Source organism: Niveispirillum irakense DSM 11586 (assembly GCF_000429645.1).
Classification (GTDB): Bacteria; Pseudomonadota; Alphaproteobacteria; order Azospirillales; family Azospirillaceae; genus Niveispirillum; species Niveispirillum irakense.
Genome location: NZ_KE386933.1, coordinates 120,691 through 144,939 on the forward strand (window position 1 = coordinate 120,691; position 24,249 = coordinate 144,939).

Here is a 24,249-nt window from a genome sequence, read left to right on the forward strand (position 1 = left end):
GGCTTCATGCGGGTCGTCGATCACTGTTCGGTATGCGGGCTGGAAATAGCCCGCAACGACAGTGGCGACGGCCCTGCTGTTTTTCTGATCTTCATCCTGGGTTTCACCATCGTGCCGGTGGCGCTGCTGGTGTCACTGCGGGTGGATTGGCCGCTCTGGCTGCATGTGCTGATCTGGGGGCCGGTCATCATGGGGGCCACGGTGGGTATGCTGCGCCCTGCCAAGGGGGTGACCATCGCCCTGCAATATGGCTATCGCCGCGACGAGTTCGACACATAGCGGTGTGATTGCAGGTCCGGGGTTGCGTTGAAGGGGAAAGCGGGCGTCAAATGGCGCCCGTTATTTTTTTGTCTGCCAGGACCCGCCTTTCATGTCGCGCCAGTTCCGCCCCCGCCTGATCCCCACCATCGCCATGCTGGCCGCGCTTGCCATCCTGATCGGGCTTGGCACCTGGCAGATGGACCGGCTGCACTGGAAAACCGACCTGCTGGCCCGCATTGATGCCGGGATGAAGGCGGCACCGGTGCCGCTGCCGGTCCAGATCGAGGGTCTGGCCTCCTGGGATTATCGGCCTGCCACCGTCACCGGCACGTTCCTGCATGACGCAGAGGCCTTTATTGGTCCCCGCCTCTATACCGGCCCCGATGGCCGCGCCCAGCAGGGTGTGCATGTGCTGACGCCACTGCGCCGTGCCGATGGCGGTGGCGTTGTGCTGGTGGACCGGGGCTGGATTCCGCTGGACAGGCGCGACCCGGCGACGCGGGCGGAAGGGCAGCTGGCAGGAGAGGTGACTATTGCCGGCATCCTGCGCCTGCCGACAGAGCGGGCCTGGATGCAGCCCGACAATGATCCGACCGCCAATAGCTGGTTCTGGTTCGACATGCCGGCACTGGCCCGCCATGCCGGCGTGGATGCACTGGCCCCCTTGCTGCTGCAGGCCGATGCCAGTCCCAATCCAGGTGGCTATCCGGTGGGCGGGCGCACCATCCTGCAGCTCAAGAACGACCATCTTTCCTATGCGCTGACCTGGTACGGCCTGGGCCTGACCCTGATCGGCGTCTATATTGCTGCCAGCTTCCGCCGCAAAGACGAATCCGCCGAATGACCGATGCCTATCACGCCCTGGAGGCGCATTTCGCCCGCCGTTCCGCCTTGCAGGGGGCACTCGGCATCCTGAATTGGGATAGCCGCACCATGATGCTACCTGCGGCCTCCCCGGCGCGGGCGGATCAGATCGCGGCCCTGGAAGGGGCTGTGCATAGCGCCCTGCTGGACCCGCATCTGCCGGACTGGCTGGCGGCGGCGGATGATGATTTCGGCCTGGATGAATGGCAGCGCGCCAATCTGGCGGAGATGAAGCGCGAGGTTGATCTGGCTCAGGCCCTGCCGGCCGATCTGGTGGAAGCCAATGCCCGCGCGGCGTCACAGTGTGAGATCATCTGGCGCACGGCCAAGGCGGAGAAGGATTTCCGCCTGCTGCTGCCCAGCCTGTCCGTGGTGCTGGACCGCCAGCGGGAAATCGCCGCCGCCCTGGCCGGCACGCTGGGCTGTGGCCTGTATGATGCCCTGCATGAGCAATATGAGCCGGGCAGCCGGGTGGCGGAGTTCGGCCCCCTGTTTGATGATTATGCCGCTTTCCTGCCGGGGTTCCTCGCCGCGGCGGAGGAGAGGCAGGCGGCAGAACCGGCGCCCGATCCGTTTGAAGGCCCGTTCCCGCTTGAGACCCAGCGGCGCATGGCGGCGGATCTGGCGGCCCGGATCGGCTTTACCGGCCGGCTGGACGCTTCGCTGCATGCTTTCTGCGGCGGGGCGACGGGGGATGTGCGCATCACCACGCGGTTTGATGAGGATAATTTTTTCAAGGCCCTGAAGTCCGCCCTGCATGAAACCGGACATGCCCTGTATGAGATGGCCCGCCCGGCAGCATGGCAGAGCCAGCCGGTCGGGTTGGCGCGGGGCCTGGGCGTGCATGAAAGCCAGAGCCTGACCTTCGACATGCAGGTGGGCCGCCATCCGGCCTTCCTGGAATGGCTGGCGCCTTATCTGGCCCGCACCTTTGGGCGCGAGGGGGAGGCTTGGTCGGCGGACAATCTGCGCCGCCGTTTCCGTCAGGTGCAGCGCAGCTTCATCCGTGTTGATGCGGATGAGGTGACATATCCCGCCCATGTCATCCTGCGCTGGCGGCTGGAACAGGCCCTGATCGAAGGCCAGATGGAACTGGCAGACCTGCCTGACGCCTGGAACCAGGGCATGCGCGACCTGCTGGGCATTACCCCGCCGGATGATGCGTTGGGCTGCATGCAGGATATCCACTGGCCCAGCGGGGCCTGGGGCTATTTTCCCACCTATACGCTGGGCGCGATGATGGCGGCGCAACTGTTCGACACCGCCCGCAAGGAGTTGCCGGACCTGGAAGGGCAGATCGGCCGGGCCGAATTTGGTGATCTGGTCGCCTGGCTGGGCGATAAGGTGCATCGCTGGGGCCGGCGCCTGTCCACGCGAGAACTGATGGTGCAGGCCACGGGCAAGCCGCTGGATGCCGCTATCTTCAAGGCGCACCTGCAGGCGCGCTATCTGTAAGCGGGAATGCGCACGGGGCCCTTAGAGCGGATCGCGGAAAAGCGGAATCGCTTTGGAGCGTGAATCCGCTCGCTGAACGGGATCTAGCGGCCCCGTTTCACCGCATGGATCACGCGGTCCAGTTCCTGAAGGAATTGCGACTTGTCCTGCTTGGTCATGGGGGCATTGCCGCCCTGGACCACGCCCATATCGCGCAGGTCCTGCATCAGCGCGCGGGAGGCGAGGGCAGATCCGATATTGGCGGGGGTGAAGGAACGGCCCGAGGGGCCGATAACCTTGGCCTGATTATCCAGGCAACGCTTGGCAAGCTGGATATCGGCAGTGATCACGATATCGCCGGGGCCGGCCTGCTCCGCAATCCAGTTGTCGGCGGCATCGAACCCGTCCGATACCACCACCAGCCGGACATCCCCTTCCGCTGGCACGCGCAGCGGCCCGTTGGCAACAAGATGGACCGTCAGCCCGTAGCGGAGAGCCACACGGAAAGTTTCTTCCTTCACGGGGCAGGCATCGGCGTCGATGAAGATATGCAGCATTTTCGTCTGGCGGGGGCAGGGGGAACCGTGGCCCCACCATGCCCCGTCCGGGTCAGTTTGGCGAGCGGGTCATGGATTTGATGGGCCCGCGCGGCCGGCCTGACATCAGGGCGATCTCGCGGTCCTGCTCCTCAATGAAGCCACGCACCGGATCGTCGCCATCCAGGCCACCGACCAGGGCGCGCGGCACCTTGCGGTTGGAACTGCGGCTGCCATCTTCATAGATGATATCGAACAGGACATGGCCGGTTTCCACCGGTGCCTTTTTCTTGGCCATGGTTGGCCTCCATTTTTAGGGCATAAAAGGCGAAAGGGGTGCCGGTTGCCCGGCACCCCTTTGCTGATCCTTGATGGTCGCTGAAGAGCTTAGACAGCCTTCAGGTTAACCGCCGAGGTCTTGCCACGGCGCGGATCGCGCTCTTCTTCGAACGAGATCTTCTGACCTTCGTTCAGGCCGGACATGCCAGCGCGCTCAACGGCGGAGATGTGAACGAAAACGTCCGAACCACCGTTTTCCGGCTGAATGAAGCCAAAGCCCTTGGTGCTGTTGAACCACTTGACGGTACCGATCGGCATTGTGCCTCTCCTTCGGTTTATTGGGATGGCAGCGCGCACACGCACACCGCATCAGACGTGTCCAGATAGTCGTCGATCTGGAAACCCGAAGGCAGCAGGCCGGCAGTCCGTCACAGAATGACCCGACACATATGGGCGCCTATGCCGGCCGGTACAAGGTAATTCGGACTCATACTTGCGAAATGACGCGCAATGCTCCTATCTGCTGGCTCAGATGCGGCACGGGGAGGCACCCATGACGGGGGCGAATAGGGAGGGGGAAGGCGCTGCCTTCTCCTGCCAGGATTGCGGTGCTTGCTGCGCTTTTTCAGCGGAATGGCCGCGTTTTACACTGGAAGATGATGCGGAGATCGGCCTGATCCCGGCTGAGCTTATATCGGCCAGCGGTGCCGGTATGCGGTGCGAGGGTGACCGGTGCGCCGCCTTGAAAGGCGTGGTCGGGGAGCATGTCTCCTGCGGCATTTATGCCGTTCGCCCGCTTGTCTGCCGGGATTGTGAGGCCGGCGATGAGGCCTGCCTCATGGCACGGGCCCGCTACGGGCTCTAGGCCATCCCCCACCCGGCACAAGCCGGGTGGGGGGCTTTAAAGATGATCAGGAGGCGGTCGGTGCGACCCAGCTTTCCGGATTGTGCAGGAACTTCTCCACCTCGTTCAGGGTGAAGCTGTCGAAATAATTGCCGTCGCGGGCCACGCGCAGCACATCCCACCAATTGGCCAGGGAATGCAGCTTCACGCCCATCTCGGCCATGGTCGCTTCCGACTGCGGGAAGATGCCGTAATGGAAGACCACCCAGATATGTTCAACAATGCTGCCGGCCTGGCGCAGCGCATTGACGAAATTGACCTTGGAGGTGCCTTCGCTGGCCAGATCCTCCACCAGCAGCACGCGCTGGCCTTCGGGCAGGTTGCCCTCGATCTGGGCGTTGCGACCAAAACCCTTGGGCTTCTTGCGCACATAAACCATCGGCAGGTCCAGCACGTCGGAGACAAAGGCGGCATAGGGAATGCCCGCCGTCTCCCCGCCGGCCACCACGTCAAACGCTTCAAACCCCACCTCCCGGCAGAGCTGGTCCTTGGCCGCCTGCATCAGGAAGCGGCGGGCGCGCGGGAAGCTGATCAGGCGGCGGCAATCAATATAGACCGGGCTGGCGCGGCCCGAGGTGAAGATGAAGGGCTTTTCGGCATTGAACAGGACCGACTTGGTCTCAATCAGGATACGGGCCGCCTGGGTGGCGGCGGTCTGTGCGTCGATCATGTCAAATGGCTCCAGGGATGGGCGGGTTGGGGGTGAAAATAACAGAAAAGGTGAAGGGGGCGAGAGGGACGTTCCCGTAACTGTCCCCCCAGCCTTCGACTACAGGCGCTAACTTCGCCCCCTGAAATAAGGTGCCTCCCCCGCGAAAGCGGGGATCCAGGGGCTCCAGGAACCACGCCTGAGTGCCCTTGGCCCCTGGATCCCCGCTTTCGCGGGGAAGGCATGTAGGCGCAAGGGGCGAAGTTCGCGCCTGTGGGTTTTGCCGAGGTGATGGTTGAGAAGTTGATATGATTGTGAGCGGCTGGTTCAGCGCTGCTTATCCAATCACCCGCCAATCCAGCCGTTCGCCCGACCGGAAGGGCAGCACGGCAAGATTGCCGCCGACATCCAGCACATCGGGTACGATCAGGCCGGATTTCTCCAGGGTGATAAAATCCTCATTCACCGGCAGCCCATAGAAGGCGGGGCCGTTCAGGCTGGCAAAGGCTTCCAGCTTGTCCAGTGCACCTTCCTCGTCAAACACCTGCGCGTACAGTTCCACCGCCGTGGCGGCGGTATAGATGCCCGCGCAGCCGCAGGCGCTTTCCTTGGCCCCGATCGGGTGCGGTGCGCTGTCGGTGCCGAAGAAGAACCAGGGCTCGCCAGAGGTGGCGGCGGCGCGCAGGGCGAGGCGATGCTTTTCCCGCTTGGCGATGGGCAGGCAATAGAGATGCGGGCGGATGCCGCCGACAAAGATGCTGGACCGGTTGATCATCAGATGATGCGCCGTGATGGTGGCGGCCAGCTTGCCGCCCGGCCCATGCTGGCGCACCACGGCCACGCCCTCTTCCGTGGTGATATGTTCCAGTACGATTTTCAGGTCTGGGTGCCGGCCCATCAGCTTGGGCAGCACGGTGTCGATGAACACGGCCTCGCGGTCGAAAATATCGACGCTCTGGTCCGTCACCTCGCCATGCACCAGCAGCGGCATCCCGATCTTGGCCATGCGGTCCAGCACCGGGGCCACCTTGTCGAAATCGGTGACGCCATGGGCGGAATTGGTGGTGGCGTGGGCGGGATAGAGCTTCACCGCCGTGAACACGCCCTTGGCATGGCCGGCTTCGATATCATCGGCGTCGGTGCCGTCGGTCAGGTAGGCCGTCATCAGCGGGCGGAAGCTGCTGCCGGCGGGTAATGCCGCCAGAATTTCGTCGCGGTAGACCTCGGCCCGCGCCGTATCGGTGACGGGCGGCACCAGATTGGGCATGACAATGGCCCGGCCCAATTGCGCGGCACTGTGCGGCAGCACGGCCTGCAACATGGCCCCGGTACGCAGATGCAGGTGCCAGTCATCGGGGCGGCGCAGGGTGATACGCTGGGGCTGGTCGGTCATGGCGGCGCTTGCATCCTTCAAAGACGGGGCTGGGGATGTTTAGGGCGGATGGCACACTGGCTCAAGCGCCGCCACGGAAGAACGGGTTTGCAGTGAGGGAACGTCAGACTGTGCGCTGACTGCCTTTGCAAAATTACAATCGCTTTGGTTGACCCGTCACCTATACACGTTTACGCTGCAACCTCCATGCGCGTCCTCTCCATGTGCGCCTGGATCACGGGGGAAATATGCGCCTTCGCATCCGGTTGGTCCGGGTCTGCATAGCGGTGGTGCTGGCATGCGCCACCATGGCGCTTGGCACACAAGGTCCTCCCGCCCTGGCATCGCCAGACCCACCCCAGGGGCGCGCACTGGGGGATGTCATCCGCGTTGTTTGTGGTCCACTGCCCCATGTATCCGATGGGGAGCGGTGTGAGAGCGGCATCGGGGCGGAACTGGCCCGCCGTGCCTGCCAGAATGCTGGTCTTTCCTGCCTTTTTGAACAATTTCCCTGGCCACGGGCACAGAAGGAAATTGAAACCGGGCAAGCCGATATTCTGATCGGCCCGTATTTCACGTCGGACCGCGCGCGCTGGATGGTGTTCTCCAGCGATTATTTCTATGTCGATCAGATCACCCTGTTCCGGTTGAAGATGCCGGATGGCATGGTTCCGCCGCCGCCCGGCAGGATCGGTGTTCCCCTGGGCTGGGCGGTGATGGACGGGCTGGCCAGCCGCATCGGGGCGCAGGTGGAGCCGGTGCGCAATGTCGATATCGCCTTCAATCTGCTGGTAAGCGGCCGGCTGGATGGGGTGGTCGCCCATGCCAGGGCGGTGGCGCGGTTTCTGCAGACCCGCCCGTCGCTGCGTTTCGAGCCCTATGGCCCGCCGCTTTCCGAGCAGCGTTCCTACATGGGTTATGGGAGTGCCTTTGCCGCCAGCCCCGCGCGCGGGGCGTTTGAGACGGCCTATGCCGCCCTGTTGGGCAGTCCGTTCTATGCCGAGCTGCTGGCCCGCCATCGCCCGATGGAAGGCATGGTGACGGAGGTGGCGGCCCGCGCGCATCAATTTGTACCATCGGATCCTTGACGGGCCAGCGTGCGGGAGCCAATCGTATCAAGAGCCGTCGTTAAAGCGTATTTGCCCTGACCGGAAACACGCTGTAGTATAAATTAAATTTTGTCATTGTTTCATGGTCAATGACTACTCGCATTCATTACAAATGAAAGGCTGTGTGATGCGTTCGTTCATGATCCTGCTTATAGCGCTTACCCTAACTGCACAAAAAGTAGAAGCTTGTGATATCCGAGGCGATCAAGTACAGGTCACATCATTAGATGAATTCGAAACAAAACATGGAAAAAATATGTTATGCAGCGATAGAGATTACGCCGAGTTTCCTGTTTTAAAGAAATTGGCTCGTGACGACATAGGAGAGGTATGGTGCGTGGAGAGATCCATGCTGAGCGCAGGTGAAGCCGGTACCATTGCCAACATCAAAGCAAAAACATATTATATTTTTTTTAATAAAAAACTCATTTCTATTGCTTCATCGTTTTCATCTTCCGATTTCAATCAGATGAAGACATCTTTTATCCAAAAGTGGGGCGAACCTTCAACAAACACTACAGAGGTTTATTCAAATGGATTTGGCGCTGTTTTTAAAGGTGAGCAACTAAGCTGGGCTAAGGATAGTTGCACCATCGCGCTAAGCCAATATGGCAAAAAAATTGACGAGTCAGTAGTTGGAATCACATCATTTATGATGGAGGAGTACCTGAACGCCAAAAAGAAAACACCAAAGCCTTCGCCAGACCTATAATATAATTCACAAGATTTTCTCTAAAACGCTCGCTTCTTCAGGACACCGCTTTAGAGCCGGGTGTGTTTAACCGGAAACGTGCCCGGCTCTACATGTCTGTTCGGAAATTTTTATTTTTTCAATGTTTTGCGCAATTTAAGATTTTGCATCACCGACACCTATGCTCTAGCATCCGCTCAATCGCCCAGGCATCCGCCAGTTCCCGAACAGACAGGCCCGCCCTGCTGCGTGCCCGCTGGCGCGAAAGCCTGAATATCGCCGAAGTGCGCTGAGGTTGGTCCAGCCAGCCCGACCTTGACATAGCCAAGGCAATTCTTCACCTTCCGAACCGTCCAAGGGGAACCCCGGCAAGGGGCTGAGATACCGCTATGGTGCCGTTCTAACGGTGCTGGCGCGGGAACCCTTAGAACCTGATCCGGGTCGTACCGGCGTAGGGATGGGATTCATATAGGGGCCACATATCTGCCCCGCCTATGAGAGCCGCCACGCGCGCTGCCCGGATCTCCATCATTCGAGGGAGGTCCAGAAATGCCAGATAGTCTTTCCATTCCCGACGATTTCAGCGTCACCACCGGGCCCTTGCCGGCCAGCCGCAAGGTGCATGTGCCGGGTACGCTGTTCCCCGATATCCGCGTTGCCATGCGGGAAATTGACCTGTCGCCCAGCGCCAATGAGCCGCCGGTGCGGGCCTATGATCCGTCCGGCCCCTATACCGACCCCACCGTGAAGACCGATATCCGCAAAGGCTTGGCGGAGCTGCGCCGCGCCTGGATCGAAGGGCGTGGCGATGTGGAAGCCTATGCCGGACGCGAAGTGAAGCCGGAGGATAATGGCCTGCGTGCCGGCCAGGAAAGCCCCGTTCCCCTGTTCGACCGTGCTGCCCGCCAGCCGCTGCGTGCCAAGCCGGGCCGCAATGTCAGCCAGATGCATTATGCCAAGGCCGGCATCATCACGCCGGAGATGGAATATGTCGCCATCCGCGAAAATCTGGGCCGGGCCAAGCTGGCGCAGCAGGCCGCCCGTGATGGCGAGGATTTCGGGGCATCCATCCCCGATTATGTGACGCCGGAATTTGTGCGGGATGAGATTGCCCGTGGCCGCGCGATCATCCCCAACAATATCAACCACCCGGAAACCGAACCGATGATCATCGGGCGGAATTTTCTGGTGAAGATCAACGCCAATATCGGCAATTCCGCCGTCACTTCGTCGGTCGCGGACGAGGTGGACAAGCTGGTCTGGGCCACCCGCTGGGGGGCCGACACGGTGATGGACCTGTCCACCGGCCGCAATATCCACACGATCCGTGAATGGATCATCCGCAATTCGCCCGTCCCCATCGGCACCGTGCCGATCTATCAGGCGTTGGAGAAGGTCAATGGCAAGGCCGAAGACCTGACCTGGGAAATCTTCCGCGACACGCTGATCGAACAGGCCGAACAGGGTGTGGATTATTTCACCATCCATGCCGGGGTGCGCCTGCCCTATATCCCGCTGACGGCCAAGCGCGTGACCGGCATTGTCAGCCGGGGCGGCTCCATCATGGCGAAATGGTGCCTCGCCCATCACAAAGAGAACTTCCTCTACACGCATTTTGAGGAAATCTGCGAGATCATGAAGGCGTATGATATCGCCTTCTCCCTGGGTGATGGCTTGCGCCCTGGCTCCATCGCCGACGCCAATGACCGCGCCCAGTTTGCGGAGCTGGAAACGCTGGGCGAGCTGACCCAGATCGCCTGGAAGCATGATGTGCAGGTGATGATCGAAGGGCCGGGCCATGTGCCCATGCACAAGATCAAGGCCAATATGGACAAGCAACTGGCCCATTGCGGCGAAGCCCCGTTTTATACGCTGGGGCCGCTGACCACGGATATCGCGCCGGGCTATGACCACATCACCAGCGGCATTGGTGCTGCGATGATCGGCTGGTTCGGCACGGCCATGCTTTGCTATGTCACGCCCAAGGAACATCTGGGCCTGCCGGACCGCGATGATGTGAAGGTCGGCGTGATCACCTATAAGCTGGCCGCCCATGCCGCCGATCTGGCCAAGGGCCATCCGGGGGCGCAGGAGCGCGATGATGCTTTGTCACGCGCCCGGTTTGAATTCCGCTGGCGCGACCAGTTCAACCTGTCGCTGGACCCGGAAACGGCGGAGAAGTACCACGACCAGACTCTGCCGGCGGAAGGGGCCAAGCTGGCGCATTTCTGCTCCATGTGCGGGCCGAAATTCTGCTCCATGAAGATCACGCAGGAAGTGCGGGATTATGCGGCGGCCCAAGAGGCCGAAGCACAGGCGGAAGCCGGCATGGCGGAAATGTCAGCGGCGTTCAAGGAGAAGGGCGGGCAGGTCTATCTGTCCGACCGTCCGGTGCCGGAAGATCACCATTAACAGAAGGGGCGCCTGGAGCGCATTTCCGTTCAGCAGAAATACGCTCCAGGCTTTCATGTGCCTCAGTCGCCAGCGCTATTTTCGGTTGGCCGGAAACAGCTCTACAGTTTTCCAGGTTTAGGCAGAATCGAAAATGGTTCTCACCACCGTCACCCCGGCGCAGGCCGGGGTCCAGAATCACTAGCGCTTTGCTTTACGAAACTGGACCCCGGCCTGCGCCGGGGTGACAGGTATAGGTTGATCAAACCTACACCTAAAAACTCTAAGATAGCGCGCATTGAAAAGGCGGCCGGGAACCCCTGGCCGCCTTTCCTGTTCATCGCTTGGGAGATGAGCGTCAGGCCCGTGCCAGACGGTCGATCTCCTCCTTCACGCGGAGTTTTTCCAGTTTCAATTTCTTCAGCACAGTCGCATCGGGAAGGGGGCGCCGGCTTTCAACCCGCACCTCATTGTCCAGGGTTTCATGTTTCATGCGAAGCGATTCCACGCGCTCGGGAAACAACATCAAGTCCCTCCTTCGGTTGCTGATGGATATGGCTGACGGATTGAAACCTCTACCTTCGTGCTCCCGCAGCGGCCTTTGATCCCTGTCAGGGACCCCGGTCAGGGGCGGCCGCTGGCTTATCATTTGGTCCGGACGCCGTGATAGTGACACGGAACCGTCATCCCGACTTCATCAATATAGGGGTACGGTTCGTGACTTTTAATAGCGCATGCGGTCATGTCGCACCCCATTGATGTCCCCTCACTCTTCTGAACGGGGGCTATGGACGAAAGCCGGTGGCAGCGCTACATCACCTCTATGGCTTTTCCTCCCGACGATCCGGCCGGTTTTCCCGGTCCTGGCGACAACGCCAAACATCCCCGCCGCCCCCGGCTTATTGTCGGGATCAGCGGTGCGTCTGGCGTTATTTACGGCATACGCCTGCTTGAAACCTTACGCCTGCTGGATGTTGAAACCCATCTCGTTATGAGCAGGTCTGCCGAGGTGACCCTTGCACATGAAACAGGGCTGAAAGCGGCCGATGTCCGGGCGCTGGCCGATGTCGCCTATTCCCCTGCCGATATCGGGGCGGCCATTTCGTCGGGCAGCTTCCGCACCATGGGCATGGTTGTGGCCCCCTGTTCGGTGCGCACCCTGGCAGAAGTGGCGGGCGGGGTGACCAGCAGCCTGTTGACCCGTGCCGCCGATGTGGTGCTGAAGGAACGCCGCCGCCTTGTGCTGATGCTGCGGGAAACGCCGCTGCATCTGGGCCATATCCGCAACATGGCCCAGGCGACGGAGATGGGCGCCATCATCTATCCGCCGGTCCCCGCCTTTTATGCCCGCCCGGCCACATTGGAAGAGATGGTGGACCACACGCTGGGCCGGGTGCTGGACCTGTTCGGCCTGGAAAGCGGGCGGGTGCGCCGCTGGGGTGAAGGGGACAGCCCCGATCCCGCCGCCTGATCGCCGCAATCATTCCTTGATCGGGGTCGGAACAACCGGAACCCGCGCGCCGTTCTTCTGTCCGTAAAACGGGGTACCGCATCGGTCATGCCCCGGACAGAGAAGGGGTAATGTCATGAATATCCGCAAGCTCGCCCATATCGCCGCCCTTGCCACCATCGCCGCCACCCCGCTGGCCCTGACCGCGTGTGAGGAGAAGGGCCCGGCTGAGCGCGCCGGCGAAAAGGTCGATGATGCCGTGGAAAAGGCAGGCGACAAGATCGAGGACGCGACGGACAAGTAAGGTCGGCTGGTTCCTCTCCCGTGGGACCATTGACATGGAAAGGGCGGCCCAATCCGGTGCCGCCCTTTTTGTTATCGCCAACCCGCTGCAACACGGTGATTTCAACAGGCCGCAAAGATGTCAGGCCATTTCAAGGGCAGAGGAAGGTCGGTCGCAGCATAATCGACATGGAGAACCCGCCGTCTTCCCAAAGCCCGCGCCGGCTCTGACGCATGCACGATCAGGCTGGCATAGGCCCAGGCATCGCCGGCTTGGGCAACACAGACCTCATGACCGGCGGCGGCAACAACGGCAGGGATATTGGCTTCCGACACCACGCCCATCTGATGGGAACCGGGAGCAATCAACAGAGGCGCGTTATCCGCCCCCACATCATCCAGATGCAGGCGGATGGTCACCATGCCGGCCAGGATGTCCACGGGTGGCGTCACATGCTGTACGCCGCCTTTGACCGACCAGGGGCCGAATCCCGGCACATCATGGCGCTCGGCCACGATGATCACCCGGTCCTGATGCCAGGGGACTTGCCAATTGGTCTGCGCGGATTTGTCGAACAGCAAAGCCCGGACAGGTTTTGCCGCTTCCCCCAGCAAGTGACGCGCCAGCCCGCCGACAGCCCCATCCCCTGCCAGCAAGCGGGACAGCAAAGGCGTGTGGCCGAGCCGCAGCCCTGGCCTGTCCAGCGGGAAGGGGGCCAGGGCATCGCGCAAAGCCGTCACGGCTTGCGCCTTGATCAGGCCGGGAATGTGGAGCGCTCCGGTTGTTGCGACCGAGGCGCTCCATGACGCACTGTTCAACACAGCGCTCCGCCCCTTCAGACCGGCTTCACCAGGGCGTGGCGCTTCTTGCCGGCGGACAATTTGATCACGCCGTCATTGCCGATATGGGACGGGTGCAGCTTATAGGCCTCGTCCGACACGGCGACGTCATTCACCTTCACGCCATTGCCCTTGATCAGCCGGCGCGCTTCGCCCTTGCTGGCGGACAGGCCGGTCTGCACCATCAGGTCAGCCAGATAAGCCCCTTCAACCAGTACGCCTTGTGGGATTTCCACCGTCGGCAGGCCGTCCGCCGCCGCCCCTTCCTCGAACGTGCGGCGGGCGGTTTCGGCGGCCTGTTCGGCGGCGTCGCGACCGCGCACCAGGGCGGTGATCTCGGTGGCCAGGATCTTCTTGGCCTCGTTGATCTCCGCGCCCTGCAACGCACCCAGCCGGGCGATTTCATCCAGCGGCAGTTCGGTGAACAGCTTCAGGAAGCGGACCACATCCGCATCTTCCGTGTTGCGCCAATATTGCCAGAAATCCAGGTTGGACAGCCGGTCCTCGTTCAGCCACACGGCGCCGGCGGCGGTCTTGCCCATCTTGGCGCCGGACGAAGTGGTCAGCAGCGGGCAGGTGAAGCCGTACAGGTCGGCCTGGGCGATGCGGCGGCCCAGTTCCACGCCATTCAGGATATTGCCCCACTGGTCGCTGCCGCCGGTTTGCAGGGAGCAGCCGTACCGGCGGCTCAGTTCCACAAAATCATAGGCCTGGAGGATCATGTAATTGAATTCCAGGAAGGTCAGCGGCTGTTCACGGTCCAGGCGCAGCTTCACCGAATCAAAGCTCAGCATGCGGTTGATGGTGAAGTGGCGGCCGATATCACGCAGGAACGGGATATATTCCAGCTTATCCAGCCAGTCGGCATTGTTCACCAGCCGGGCGGTGCCGGGGGCGCCATCGCCAAAGGTGAACATGCGGTCGAATACACCCTTGATGCTGTCGATATTGGTATTGATATCCTCGGTCGTCAGCAGCTTGCGGGTTTCATCGCGGCCCGAGGGGTCGCCAATCTTCGTCGTGCCGCCGCCCATCAGCAGGATGGGGTTGTTGCCCGTCTTGCCCAGCCAGCGCTGGATCATGGTTGGCAGCAGATGGCCGACATGCAGGCTGTCGGCGGTGGCGTCATAGCCATTATAGGCCGCGACCGGCCCTTCCAGGAATTTCTTGTCCAGGGCTTCCAGGTCGGTGGCCTGGTGATAATAACCACGCTCCACCATCACGCGCAGGAAGTCGGACTTGATGTTCGCGGGTGCGGTGGTCGTGGTCATGTCTTTAACCTTGGTCTTTCATTTGATCATAATCGCCCTTCAGGGCAGCGCCGTGTTAGCACAGAAGCCGCACTACGGCACGGGGGCACGATGGCAGGGCAGGTTTTCACCGCATTGGGGCTGATGAGCGGCACGTCAATGGACGGGATCGACGCTGCCTTGATCCGCACCGACGGGCAGGGCTGGGTGGAGCCGGTGGGTTTCATCTTCACCCCCTATCGCCAGGCCTTCCGCGACCGGCTGCGCGCCAGCCTGGGCGGGCGGGGCGATGTGGCATCGGTGGAGCAGGAATTGACCGATCTGCATGCCGAGGCGGTTTCCCTGCTGCTGCGCGATCAGGGGATGGTGGCGGGTGAGGTCGACCTGATCGGCTTCCATGGCCACACCATCCTGCATGCGCCCGACCGGCGCCATACCTGGCAGATCGGCGACGGGGCGCGGCTGGCGGCAGCGACCGGCATTGATGTCGTGTTTGATTTCCGCACCGCCGATGTGCAGGCCGGCGGGCAGGGGGCGCCGCTGGTGCCGCTGTACCATCAGGCGCTGGCCGGTGATCTGGAACGGCCGCTGGCCATCCTGAACATTGGCGGGGTCGCCAATGTCACCTGGCTGGGGACGGGTGATCTGGATGTGCTGGCCTTTGATACCGGCCCCGGCAACGCGCTGGTGGATGATCTGGTCCTGTCGCGGCTGGACATGCCCTATGACGAGGGCGGGCGCATTGCCGCTGGCGGGCAGGTGGATGCCGCCCTGCTGGCCCGGCTGCTGGCGCATCCCTATTTCGATGCCGCACCGCCCAAATCGCTGGACCGCGACCAATGGTCCGGCACGGCCCTGACCAATCTGGACACGGCTGACGCCGCCGCCACCCTGACGGCCTTCACCGCCCGCACCGTGCTGCGGGCGCTGGACCATATGCCGGAGGCCCCGCGCCGCTGGCTGGTCTGCGGCGGGGGGCGGCATAATGAAACGCTGATGTGGCATCTGGCCGAGGGGCTGGGCGTGCCCGTCAGCCCCGTGGATGGGTTGGGCTGGAACGGCGATGCGCTGGAGGCCGAGGCCTTTGCCTATCTGGCGGTGCGGTCGCGGCAGGGTCTGCCCTTGTCGCTGCCGGGCACGACGGGCGTGCCGGCCCCGATGAAGGGGGGGCGTTTCAGCCCCCGCCCTTGACCCGCCGTTCCGGGGAGGCCGGCAACAGCGCTGTGGCCAGGCCCAGCAGCGGCAGATAGGCACAGAACTGGTAAACCCAGGTGATGCCGTAGATATCGGCCAGATTGCCCAGCGCTGCCGCCCCGATGCCGCTGATACCGAACATCAACCCGAACATCAGGCCCGATACCAGCCCGACACGGCCGGGCACGATCTCCTGGGCATAGACCACCAGGGCCGCGAAGGCCGAGGACATGATCAGCCCGATGGTGACGGCCAGGACCGCCGTCCAGAACAGGTTGGCATGGGGCAGCAGCAGGGCAAAGGGAGCGACACCCAGGAAGGAGACCCAGATCACCGCCTTGCGCCCGATACGGTCCCCCACGGGGCCGCCCGCGAACGTGCCCGCCGCGATCGCGGCCAGGAAGCAGAACAGGTAAAGCTGCGACTGCTGCACCGTCAGATCGAACCGTTCGATCAGATAGAAGGTAAAGTAGTTGGTGAAAGCCCCGATATAGATGAACTTGGCGAACATCAGCAGGCCGATCACCGCCAGCGCCCGGATGACCGTGGTCCGGCCATAGCGGAAGGCCGGTGCCAAGCCTGCTGCTGCCGCCTTTGCCTGCGGATGATGAAGCCGCCAGCGCGTGACCCCGAACAGGACCCAGATGGCCGCAACCGCCGCGAAGGCAACCCAGCCGACGGCCATCTGGCCAAAGGGCAGGATCACGGCCGATGCCACCAGCGGGCCGATGGCCGAACCTGTATTGCCCCCCACCTGAAAGGCCGACTGCGCCGTGCCGAACCGACCGCCCGAAGCCATGCGCGCCACGCGCGATGCTTCAGGATGGAAGGTGGCCGAACCAATGCCGATAATGACAGACGATACCAGCAGCATCGGATAGCTGCCCGACAAGGCCAGACAGAAGATGCCCAGCAGGGTCACCCCCATGCCCATAGGCAGCAGCCAGGGCTTGGGATGCTTGTCGGTATAAAGCCCGATCCAGGGCTGCAGCAGTGACGCCACGAACTGATAGGTCATGGCCAGCCAGCCGATCTGCCCGAATGTCAGCGTATAATGCGACTTCAGCATCGGATAGATGGCGGGTAGCACCGCCTGGATCAGATCGTTCAACAGATGGGCAAGGGCCACCGCGCCCACGATGCGCACCACGAATTGCGGAGCCGGGGTGGCTTTGGGGGTGGGATTTGTCTCGGCAAGACTGGCTGTCTGCAGGGTCACGATAATGCTCGCTCGAACGCGTTTGATCGGAAGGCAGCTTCCATCCGATCCGTTTTAGGCTATTCACTTTCATCCCGCTTCGCTGCGTGAGACAATATTTTGTGTGAGTGGGACAGAGCGATGCAATGCAGGCAGACGAGAACCTTCTGGCCCGGCGCCCCGCCATGGCGCGCGGTGAGCAGTATCCACCGGCCTTTGAACTGGCGGAGCATCAGCATCGGCGCAGCCAGTTACTTTATGCGGCCAGCGGGGTGATGGCCGTCAGCACACCGCATGGCGCATGGGTGGCGCCGCCGGAGCGGGCGGTCTGGATACCGGGGGGCACCCCCCATTCTGTGCGCATGGTGGGGGCTGTGCAGACCCGCAGCCTGCTGATTGAGCCGGATCAGTGCCCGTCGCGCGGGCAGACCTGTCAGGTTGTGGCCGTCTCCCCGCTGCTGCGGCAATTGATGGTGGCATCGGGCGACATCCCCCCGGCCTATGATGAGCAGGGGCGCGACGGCCTGGTGGTGAAGCTGCTGCTGGCCGAGATTGACCGCGCGCCGCCGCTGCCGCTGGCTGTGCCGTTCCCGTCCCATCCGGGGCTGGCCCGCCGCTGCCATGCCTTTCTGGGGCAACCCCAGGCGACCGCCACCATTGATGAGTGGGCCGATGCGCTGGCCATGAACCGGCGTAGCTTCACCCGTCTGTTCCGCCAGGAGACGGGGATGAGCTTTACCGAGTGGCGTCAGCAGGCCTGCATCTCTGTGGCCCTGCCAAGGCTGGCGGCAGGGGAGACGGTGACGTCTGTCGCCCTCGACCTTGGCTATGACGGGCCGGGGAACTTCTCCACCATGTTCAAGCGCGTCACCGGCATGGCGCCCAGCCGCTATTTCACCTGATCCGGAGCATCCCGATTTGTTTCACCCCGATTTGTTTCACCTTTGTATCAGGCGCTGACCCGGGGCCCATTCCGATGATACCCAGGGTGCCATAAGAACCGGTGGCTTCGGACCGCCATCGGAGGCGACAAAGGACACATGGACAATGTCACTACGGAGCGCGTTGATGACGGCGGCAGCCATTATGGCCCTTTCAGCGACCCCTGGCATCGCGGCCGATGCGCCCGACGCGGCCCCCTTTGCGGCCGCGGAAGCCGCCAAGGACCCGTTCGTCTGGCTGGAAGAGGTGGAAGGCCAGAAGGCGCTGGACTGGGGTCGCAAGCATAATGACACCACCTTCGCCCGCCTGAAGGCCGACCCCCGGTTCGAGAAAATCCGTGCGGAGGCCGAGAAGTTCCTGACCGCACAGGATCGTATCGCCTATGGCAGCCTGGAAGGCGGCAAGGTCGATAATTTCTGGCAGGACCAGACCAATGTCCGCGGCGTCTGGCGCCGCACCAGCCTGGAAAGCTACAAGTCCCCGGACACCAAGTGGGATGTGATCCTGGATATCGACCAGCTTGCCAAGGAAGAGGGCAAGAACTGGGTCTATAAGGGCCATAATTGCGTTGGCGAGGATGCCAGCCGCTGCCTCGTCTACCTGTCCGACGGCGGCAAGGATGCCGTGGTGGTGCGGGAATTTGACGTTGCGACCAAGAGCTTCGTCAAGGACGGGTTCCAGTTGCCGGAATCGAAGCAGACCATTGACTGGGCCGATAAGGACACGCTGATGGTGGCGACCGATTTCGGCCCCGACAGCATGACCGACAGCGGCTATGCCCGTCAGGTGCGCCTGTGGAAGCGCGGCACCGATCTGGCCAAGGCGCCGCTGCTGCTGGAAGTGGGCAAGCAGGATGTCTGGGCGCGGCCCTATGCCGTGCGCCGGCCGGAAGGCACCACGCTGCTGGTCCAGCGCGGGCCGGACTTCTTTACCGAGGAATGGCATGTCGTCGGCAAGGACAACAAGGTCACCAAGCTGGCCTTGCCGCTGGCCATTGAGATGCGCGGCGTAATCGAAGGTGATCTGATCATCGCCCTGCGCGGTGACTGGTCTGTGGCCGGCAAGCAGTTCAAGAAGGGCGATCTGGTGGCGGTCCCGCTGGATCAGGCGGCAGCGGGCGCCATCACCCGTGCCGATATCGTCTATGCCCCGGCAGAAACGGCGGCCATCCAGGGCGTGGGTGTGGCCAAGGATGCCATTTATCTGGATGTGCTGGACAATGTGACCGGCAAGCTGCTGGCCCTGCGCAAGGGCGCCAAGGGCTGGGCCGCAAAGCCCATCGACCTGCCGGCCAATGGCAGCGTCAACATCGTCTCCACCGATGGGTTCAGCACCGATGTGCTGGTCAATTACACCAACTTCCTGCAGCCCGACACGCTGTATGTGATGGAAAAGGGTGGCGCACCGCAGGCGATCAAGTCACTGCCGGCCCGGTTCGATGCCGCTCCCTTCACCACCGAACAGCGTTTTGCGACCAGCAAGGACGGCACCAAGGTGCCTTACTTCATCGTCCGGGCGAAGAACCAGAAGCCGAACGGGGAGAACCCGACCCTGCTCTATGGCTATGGCGGGTTCGAGATTGCGCTGACCCCGTCCTATATGTCCGTGCTGGGCAAGGCCTGGCTGGAACAGGGCGGCACCTATGTGGTGGCGAATATCCGGGGCGGCGGTGAATTCGGCCCCCGCTGGCATCAGGCGGCCCTGAAGCAGAACCGCCAGCGCGCCTATGATGATTTCCAGGCTGTGGCCGAGGATCTGATCAAGACCAAGGTGACCAAGCCGGCCAAGCTGGGCATCCAGGGTGGTTCCAATGGCGGGCTTTTGACCGGGGTGACCATGACCCAGCGCCCGGACCTGTTTGGTGCCGTCATCGTGGCCGTGCCGCTGCTGGATATGATGCGCTACCACACCCTGTTGGCCGGGGCGTCCTGGATGGGCGAATATGGCAATCCGGAAATCCCGGCGGAGCGGGAATGGATCGCGAAATACAGCCCGTACCAGAACATCCGCAAGGATGTGAAATACCCGGAAGCCTTCGTCTATACCTCCACCAAGGATGACCGCGTGCATCCGGGCCATGCCCGTAAGTTCGTGGCTAAGCTGGAAAGCGAAGGCCATCCGGTGATGTATTACGAGAACATGGAAGGCGGCCATTCCGCGGCCGCCAACCTGAAGCAGCGGGCCGAGGTGACGGCCTTGCAGATCGTCTACCTGACCCAGAAGCTGGTGGACTGATAAGGGGTGGGGGAAGCGGTTCTGTCCTGTGGAACTGCTTCCTCCCTCGTGACCGCCTTGTCGTTTATCCGCCCGTCTCCCATAATCAGCTTGGATCGTGCAGATCATGGGGATCGGGAATGGCCGGCACCGGTAAGAAATCCTCCTCACCACCGTCCGACCATTGGTCGCTGCGGGACGCCGAGTCCCGTTTTAGTGAACTGGTCAACCGCGCCCGTCATGATGGGCCGCAGCATGTGACAGTCCATGGCAAGGAAGAGGTGGTCATTATTTCGGCTGCGGAATTCCGTCGCCTGAAAGGGGCCACTACGGGACAGGCGCTGATTGATGCGCTGCAATCCTCGCCTTATCCGGAGATCGAACTGGTCGCCGACCGGGATGCCATGCCGGTCCGGGATGTGGTGCTTTATCACTGATTATCAGCGCACTGGTGTTGCCCTTCTCAATCCCTGGGGGTGAGCGCTGCCTTAACCCGCTCCCCTCGCCCCGCGCATGTTGCAAATGTGTTATGAGGGGCTGCGAAAAGGGGAGCGGAGCGGCTATATACGGGGCGCGTCGATCCAACCGGGACACGAGACCACATTGGCCCGCACCACCAGCCGATATGTCTGCCAGAATTGCGGGGCCTCTTACCCCAAATGGTCTGGCAAGTGTGATGCCTGCGGGGAGTGGAATACGCTTGTCGAAGAACAGGCGACCGAGTCTGTGCCCAAGGGGCTGGGCAAGGGCCAAGGCCGCAAGATCGAGTTTGTCGCCCTGTCGGGCGTGTCCAAGGATGCGCCGCGCCGGATGACCGGTATTCAGGAATTCGATCGTGTGTGTGGCGGCGGGCTGGTCAATGGATCGGCCCTGCTGGTCGGCGGCGATCCCGGTATCGGCAAATCAACGCTGCTTTTGCAGGTCACCTGCTGCCTGGCCCAGGAAACGCGCTGCGCCTATATCTCGGGCGAAGAGGCGGTGGATCAGGTGCGCATGCGCGCCGCCCGGCTGGGGCTGGTCAATGCGCCGGTGGCGCTGGCTGCCGCCAACAATGTCCGCGACATCATCGCCAGCCTGGAAGCGGCGGACGGGCCGCAGGTGGCAGTGATCGACTCGATCCAGACCATGTATATCGACACGCTGGACAGTGCGCCGGGCACCGTGGCGCAGGTGCGCGCCTGCGCGTCGGAACTCATCCGCGTGGCCAAGAAGCGCGGCATTACGCTGCTGATCGTTGGCCATGTCACCAAGGATGGCCAGATCGCCGGCCCCCGCGTGCTGGAACATATGGTTGATACCGTTCTCTATTTTGAAGGGGAGCGGGGGCACCAGTTCCGCATCTTGCGCGCGGTCAAGAACCGTTTCGGCCCGACCGACGAGATCGGCGTGTTCGAGATGGGGGAGGATGGGCTGGTCGAAGTGCCCAATCCTTCAGAGCTATTTCTGGCTGACCGCCGGCGCGATATAACGGGTACAGCGGTATTCGCGGGGCTGGAGGGCACGCGGCCCGTGCTGGTGGAGGTGCAGGCCCTGGTGGCGCCCTCGCCGCTGGGGACGCCGCGCCGGGCCGTGGTAGGCTGGGACAGTTCCCGCCTTGCCATGGTGCTGGCGGTGCTGGAGGCGCGCTGTGGCGTGGCCATCGGCGCCAATGATGTGTATCTGAGCGTCGCGGGCGGGCTGAAAATCAGCGAGCCGGCGGCCGATCTGGCGGTTGCGGCGGCCCTGGTCAGCAGTCTGACGGGCGAGCCGGTGCCGGCCGATGCCGTGGTTTTCGGGGAAATCGGCCTGTCGGGGGAAATCCGCGCCGTGAGTCAGACCGACCAGAGACTGAAGGAAGCCGCCAAGCTGGGCTTCAACCGGGCGCTGATGCCCCAGCCGCGCCGGTCGCGCGGCGGCGGCTCTGCCGATGGGCTGGGCCGGGTGGAACTGGACCATCTGACGGACCTGCTGCCCTTGTTCCAGGCCGATGTGCCGCCGCGTCCGCCGCGCGGGCGGGAATAGGGGACGGGTGATGGAAAATAGCAGCCTGAACCCGGTCGATATCGCCGTTCTGGTCGTCCTTCTGATCTCCGCCCTGATGGCGTTTGCCCGCGGCTTCGTGCGGGAGGTGCTGTCGGTGGCAGCCTGGATCGGGGCGGCGCTGGCGACGCTCTGGCTGTTCCCCATCGCGGCACCTTTCATGCGCGGGCATGTGGACACGCGCTATGTGGCCGACGGCATCACCATACTGGCCGTCTTCACCGCGGCCCTGATTGTCTTTTCCGTCGTCACCCACACGGTATCCACCCGGGTGCAGGAAAGCAGCCTGTCGGCGGTGGACCGGTCGCTGGGCTTTGCCTTTGGCATTGTCCGGGGTGCCGCGCTGCTCAGCCTTACCTATATGTTCGCCACCTGGCTATGGCCGGAGCCGCCGGTCTGGCTGCGGGAAGCAAAGGCAAGGCCGTTCCTGGCGGCTGGTGCCGATACGCTGCGTGACCTGCTGCCTGATGCCAACATGACCCCGGCAGAGCGGGAAGCCGAACGGGTCCGCCGCCGCCTTCAGGACGCGGAGGAGGCAGAGCGGACCCTGGACCGCCTTGCCAATCCGCTACCCGCCTCTGCAGGGAACGCGGCTGCGCCGGACCCCGAACGCGGCTATAATGATGAAGCGCTGGGTCGTCTCGACCAGTTGATCAAGAATACCGACCAGGAAACCAAGCCAACCGGTACCGGCTCCCGATAGGCCGGATGCTGGAGACAGAATTCGTCCATCGGAAACGATACCCGGACATCGACTGCGTGAAAGGCCGCCTGCCCATGCTTACGACCCACCCCTTCGACGATGACAAGCTGCGTGAAGAATGCGGCGTCTTCGGCGTCTACGGTCCGCAGGACGCGGCAGCCCTGGTGGCGCTGGGCCTGCACGCCCTGCAGCATCGCGGCCAGGAAGCGGCGGGCATCGTCAGCTTTGACGGCCAGGACTTCCCGCACCATCGCGCGCTGGGGCAGGTCGGGGATATTTTCGGCAGCGAAATGGTCATGCGCAACCTGACCGGTGATCAGGCGATCGGCCATGTCCGCTACGCCACGGCCGGCGAACGGTCCTTGCGCAATGTGCAGCCGCTGTTCGCGGAGTTCGAGTTTGGCGGCTTCGCGCTGGCGCATAATGGCAACCTGACCAACGCCATGCAGTTGCGCCGCCAGTTGGTGCGCCGGGGCTGCCTGTTCCAGTCCACGTCTGACACTGAAACCATCATCCATCTGATGGCGACGGCGCGTGGCGGCAATGTCATTGACCGGCTGGTTGAGGCGCTGCGCCAGATCGAAGGCGCCTATTCCCTGGTCTGCATGGCCAAGGATCAGGTGATCGGTGTGCGTGACCCCAATGGCGTGCGTCCGCTGGTGCTGGGCCGCCTGGGTGATGTGCATGTGCTGGCGTCGGAGACGGTGGCGCTGGACATTATCGGTGCCGATTATGTCCGTGACATTGATCCGGGTGAGATGGTGGTGCTGGACAAGGACGGGGTGCAGAGCCTGCGCCCCTTCCAGGACGTCCCGTCCAAGTTCTGCATTTTCGAATATATCTATTTTGCCCGGCCCGACAGCTATATGGAAGGCCACTCGGTTTACGGCGTGCGCAAGAAGATCGGCGCGCAACTGGCTATCGAAAGCCATGTCGATGCCGATCTGATCATCCCGGTGCCGGATTCGGGCGTGCCGGCGGCGCTGGGTTATGCCGAACAGAGCGGCGTGCCGTTTGATCTGGGCATCATCCGCAACCATTATGTTGGCCGCACCTTCATCCAGCCGACGGACAAGATCCGCCGCCTGGGTGTGAAGCTGAAACATAATGCCAACCGGCATTTCATCCAGGGCAAGCGCATCGTGCTGGTGGATGACAGCATCGTGCGCGGCACCACTTCGCTGAAGATCGTGGAGATGATGCGCGATGCTGGCGCCAAGGAAGTGCATATGCGCATTTCCAGCCCGCCGACCAGCCATAGCTGCTTCTACGGCATCGATACGCCGGAGAAGGAAAAGCTGCTGGCCCACCGCATGTCGGTGGACGAGATGCGCGACTATATCAAGGCGGACAGCCTGGCCTTCATCAGCCTGGACGGGCTGTACAAGTCGCTGAACCACGCCAAGCGCGATGGTGACATGCCGCAATATTGCGATGCCTGCTTCACCGGCGAATATCCGATCCCGCTGACCGATTTTGACCCCAACCGTCAGGCAGAAGTCTCCTACCTGACCGGCGGTCGCAAGGTGGGCTGACGGGTACCGCAACCTGTCGCGCTGGGATGATTTTGCCCATCGCGATGGTGCATATTTTACCGGGTGAGCCGTGATCGCCGCCCATTCCCCTTTGATCCCGCGCCGATAATGTCGGCGCGGGATTTGCTTGTC

General features: G+C 62.6%; 25 protein-coding genes and 1 riboswitch. Of the genes, 16 read left to right on the plus strand and 9 right to left on the minus strand.

The window, feature by feature from the left end; genetic code table 11:
- The first annotated feature begins 6 nt into the window (after nt 1–6).
- From G473_RS0114580 to G473_RS0114590, 3 genes are all read left to right on the plus strand, one after another.
- Entirely contained in the window at nt 7–279 is a 273-nt protein-coding gene (locus G473_RS0114580) for a DUF983 domain-containing protein (RefSeq protein ID WP_084438170.1), read from the plus strand.
- Between the two features lie 91 nt (nt 280–370).
- Nucleotides 371–1,105: an SURF1 family protein gene (locus tag G473_RS0114585; protein WP_029013705.1), complete on the plus strand. Its 735-nt coding sequence runs from the start codon at nt 371–373 to the stop codon at nt 1,103–1,105.
- Nucleotides 1,102–2,580 (plus strand): carboxypeptidase M32, encoded by a 1,479-nt coding sequence (locus G473_RS0114590; RefSeq protein WP_029013706.1) that lies wholly within the window; start codon nt 1,102–1,104, stop codon nt 2,578–2,580. The genes G473_RS0114585 and G473_RS0114590 overlap by 4 nt, the downstream gene beginning before the upstream one ends.
- 83 nt (nt 2,581–2,663) lie before the next feature.
- Here the strand turns inward: G473_RS0114590 and G473_RS0114595 are convergent, their stop codons facing one another.
- From G473_RS0114595 to G473_RS0114605, 3 genes are all read right to left on the minus strand, one after another.
- Complete coding sequence (locus tag G473_RS0114595; RefSeq protein ID WP_210163350.1) at nt 2,664–3,113, minus strand: YaiI/YqxD family protein; 450 nt, start codon at nt 3,111–3,113, stop codon at nt 2,664–2,666.
- Nucleotides 3,114–3,168: 55 nt separating this feature from the next.
- Nucleotides 3,169–3,393 carry a hypothetical protein gene (locus tag G473_RS0114600; protein ID WP_029013708.1) on the minus strand — a complete coding sequence of 75 codons (225 nt, stop codon included), beginning with the start codon at nt 3,391–3,393 and terminating at the stop codon, nt 3,169–3,171.
- Between the two features lie 89 nt (nt 3,394–3,482).
- The gene (locus tag G473_RS0114605) at nt 3,483–3,692 is read right to left on the minus strand and encodes a cold-shock protein (RefSeq protein ID WP_029013709.1); all 210 of its coding nucleotides are present in this window, start codon (nt 3,690–3,692) and stop codon (nt 3,483–3,485) included.
- Nucleotides 3,693–3,927: 235 nt separating this feature from the next.
- Between G473_RS0114605 and G473_RS0114610 the strand changes: the two genes are divergently transcribed.
- Complete coding sequence (locus tag G473_RS0114610; RefSeq protein WP_029013710.1) at nt 3,928–4,239, plus strand: YkgJ family cysteine cluster protein; 312 nt, start codon at nt 3,928–3,930, stop codon at nt 4,237–4,239.
- 46 nt (nt 4,240–4,285) lie between these two features.
- Here the strand turns inward: G473_RS0114610 and G473_RS0114615 are convergent, their stop codons facing one another.
- Both G473_RS0114615 and pyrC read right to left on the minus strand, forming a co-directional pair.
- On the minus strand, nt 4,286–4,948 hold the full coding sequence (locus G473_RS0114615) for an orotate phosphoribosyltransferase (RefSeq protein WP_029013711.1): 663 nt from the start codon (nt 4,946–4,948) through the stop codon (nt 4,286–4,288).
- A 316-nt stretch (nt 4,949–5,264) separates the two neighbouring features.
- On the minus strand, nt 5,265–6,320 hold the full coding sequence (gene pyrC, locus G473_RS0114620) for a dihydroorotase (protein ID WP_029013712.1): 1,056 nt from the start codon (nt 6,318–6,320) through the stop codon (nt 5,265–5,267).
- A gap of 227 nt (nt 6,321–6,547) precedes the next feature.
- Between pyrC and G473_RS0114625 the strand changes: the two genes are divergently transcribed.
- The 3 genes from G473_RS0114625 (at nt 6,548) to thiC (ending at nt 10,511) form a co-directional block, all read left to right on the plus strand.
- Nucleotides 6,548–7,387, plus strand: coding sequence for a substrate-binding periplasmic protein (locus G473_RS0114625; RefSeq protein WP_029013713.1), 840 nt, complete (start codon nt 6,548–6,550; stop codon nt 7,385–7,387).
- A 148-nt stretch (nt 7,388–7,535) separates the two neighbouring features.
- Nucleotides 7,536–8,120, plus strand: a complete 585-nt coding sequence (locus G473_RS30385) for a hypothetical protein (protein ID WP_154667418.1) — start codon at nt 7,536–7,538, stop codon at nt 8,118–8,120.
- A gap of 325 nt (nt 8,121–8,445) precedes the next feature.
- Nucleotides 8,446–8,574: riboswitch (TPP riboswitch) on the plus strand.
- Between the two features lie 74 nt (nt 8,575–8,648).
- Nucleotides 8,649–10,511, plus strand: a complete 1,863-nt coding sequence (gene thiC / locus G473_RS0114635; RefSeq protein ID WP_029013714.1) for a phosphomethylpyrimidine synthase ThiC — start codon at nt 8,649–8,651, stop codon at nt 10,509–10,511.
- Nucleotides 10,512–10,848: 337 nt separating this feature from the next.
- Here the strand turns inward: thiC and G473_RS29965 are convergent, their stop codons facing one another.
- Nucleotides 10,849–10,983: a DUF465 domain-containing protein gene (locus G473_RS29965; protein ID WP_342665665.1), complete on the minus strand. Its 135-nt coding sequence runs from the start codon at nt 10,981–10,983 to the stop codon at nt 10,849–10,851.
- 330 nt (nt 10,984–11,313) lie between these two features.
- On the opposite strand from G473_RS29965, the gene G473_RS27070 reads away from it, so the two are divergent.
- Together G473_RS27070 and G473_RS30780 are read left to right on the plus strand one after the other, a co-directional pair.
- The gene (locus G473_RS27070; RefSeq protein WP_051330441.1) at nt 11,314–11,961 is read left to right on the plus strand and encodes a UbiX family flavin prenyltransferase; all 648 of its coding nucleotides are present in this window, start codon (nt 11,314–11,316) and stop codon (nt 11,959–11,961) included.
- Nucleotides 11,962–12,076: 115 nt separating this feature from the next.
- Nucleotides 12,077–12,244 (plus strand): hypothetical protein, encoded by a 168-nt coding sequence (locus G473_RS30780; RefSeq protein ID WP_169728479.1) that lies wholly within the window; start codon nt 12,077–12,079, stop codon nt 12,242–12,244.
- A 101-nt stretch (nt 12,245–12,345) separates the two neighbouring features.
- On the opposite strand, the gene G473_RS0114655 is transcribed toward G473_RS30780, so the two are convergent.
- Complete coding sequence (locus tag G473_RS0114655; protein ID WP_035707409.1) at nt 12,346–13,041, minus strand: phytanoyl-CoA dioxygenase family protein; 696 nt, start codon at nt 13,039–13,041, stop codon at nt 12,346–12,348.
- Nucleotides 13,042–13,058: 17 nt separating this feature from the next.
- The gene (tyrS, locus tag G473_RS0114660; RefSeq protein ID WP_029013716.1) at nt 13,059–14,333 is read right to left on the minus strand and encodes a tyrosine--tRNA ligase; all 1,275 of its coding nucleotides are present in this window, start codon (nt 14,331–14,333) and stop codon (nt 13,059–13,061) included.
- A 90-nt stretch (nt 14,334–14,423) separates the two neighbouring features.
- On the opposite strand from tyrS, the gene G473_RS0114665 reads away from it, so the two are divergent.
- On the plus strand, nt 14,424–15,503 hold the full coding sequence (locus G473_RS0114665) for an anhydro-N-acetylmuramic acid kinase (protein WP_029013717.1): 1,080 nt from the start codon (nt 14,424–14,426) through the stop codon (nt 15,501–15,503).
- Here G473_RS0114665 and G473_RS0114670 read toward each other — a convergent pair.
- The gene (locus G473_RS0114670) at nt 15,487–16,725 is read right to left on the minus strand and encodes an MFS transporter (RefSeq protein ID WP_029013718.1); all 1,239 of its coding nucleotides are present in this window, start codon (nt 16,723–16,725) and stop codon (nt 15,487–15,489) included. The genes G473_RS0114665 and G473_RS0114670 overlap by 17 nt on opposite strands.
- A gap of 125 nt (nt 16,726–16,850) precedes the next feature.
- On the opposite strand from G473_RS0114670, the gene G473_RS0114675 reads away from it, so the two are divergent.
- The 6 genes from G473_RS0114675 (at nt 16,851) to purF (ending at nt 24,117) form a co-directional block, all read left to right on the plus strand.
- Complete coding sequence (locus tag G473_RS0114675; RefSeq protein WP_035707412.1) at nt 16,851–17,606, plus strand: AraC family transcriptional regulator; 756 nt, start codon at nt 16,851–16,853, stop codon at nt 17,604–17,606.
- Nucleotides 17,607–17,751: 145 nt separating this feature from the next.
- On the plus strand, nt 17,752–19,881 hold the full coding sequence (locus tag G473_RS0114680) for a prolyl oligopeptidase family serine peptidase (RefSeq protein WP_084438175.1): 2,130 nt from the start codon (nt 17,752–17,754) through the stop codon (nt 19,879–19,881).
- A 119-nt stretch (nt 19,882–20,000) separates the two neighbouring features.
- Nucleotides 20,001–20,297, plus strand: coding sequence for a type II toxin-antitoxin system Phd/YefM family antitoxin (locus tag G473_RS0114685; protein WP_029013721.1), 297 nt, complete (start codon nt 20,001–20,003; stop codon nt 20,295–20,297).
- A 166-nt stretch (nt 20,298–20,463) separates the two neighbouring features.
- Entirely contained in the window at nt 20,464–21,861 is a 1,398-nt protein-coding gene (gene radA / locus G473_RS27075; RefSeq protein ID WP_035707418.1) for a DNA repair protein RadA, read from the plus strand.
- 10 nt (nt 21,862–21,871) lie between these two features.
- Nucleotides 21,872–22,582 carry a CvpA family protein gene (locus G473_RS0114695; RefSeq protein WP_029013722.1) on the plus strand — a complete coding sequence of 237 codons (711 nt, stop codon included), beginning with the start codon at nt 21,872–21,874 and terminating at the stop codon, nt 22,580–22,582.
- Between the two features lie 74 nt (nt 22,583–22,656).
- A complete protein-coding gene (purF, locus tag G473_RS27080; RefSeq protein ID WP_035707800.1) occupies nt 22,657–24,117 on the plus strand; it encodes an amidophosphoribosyltransferase in 1,461 nt (486 codons plus the stop codon).
- The last annotated feature ends 132 nt before the right edge of the window (nt 24,118–24,249 follow it).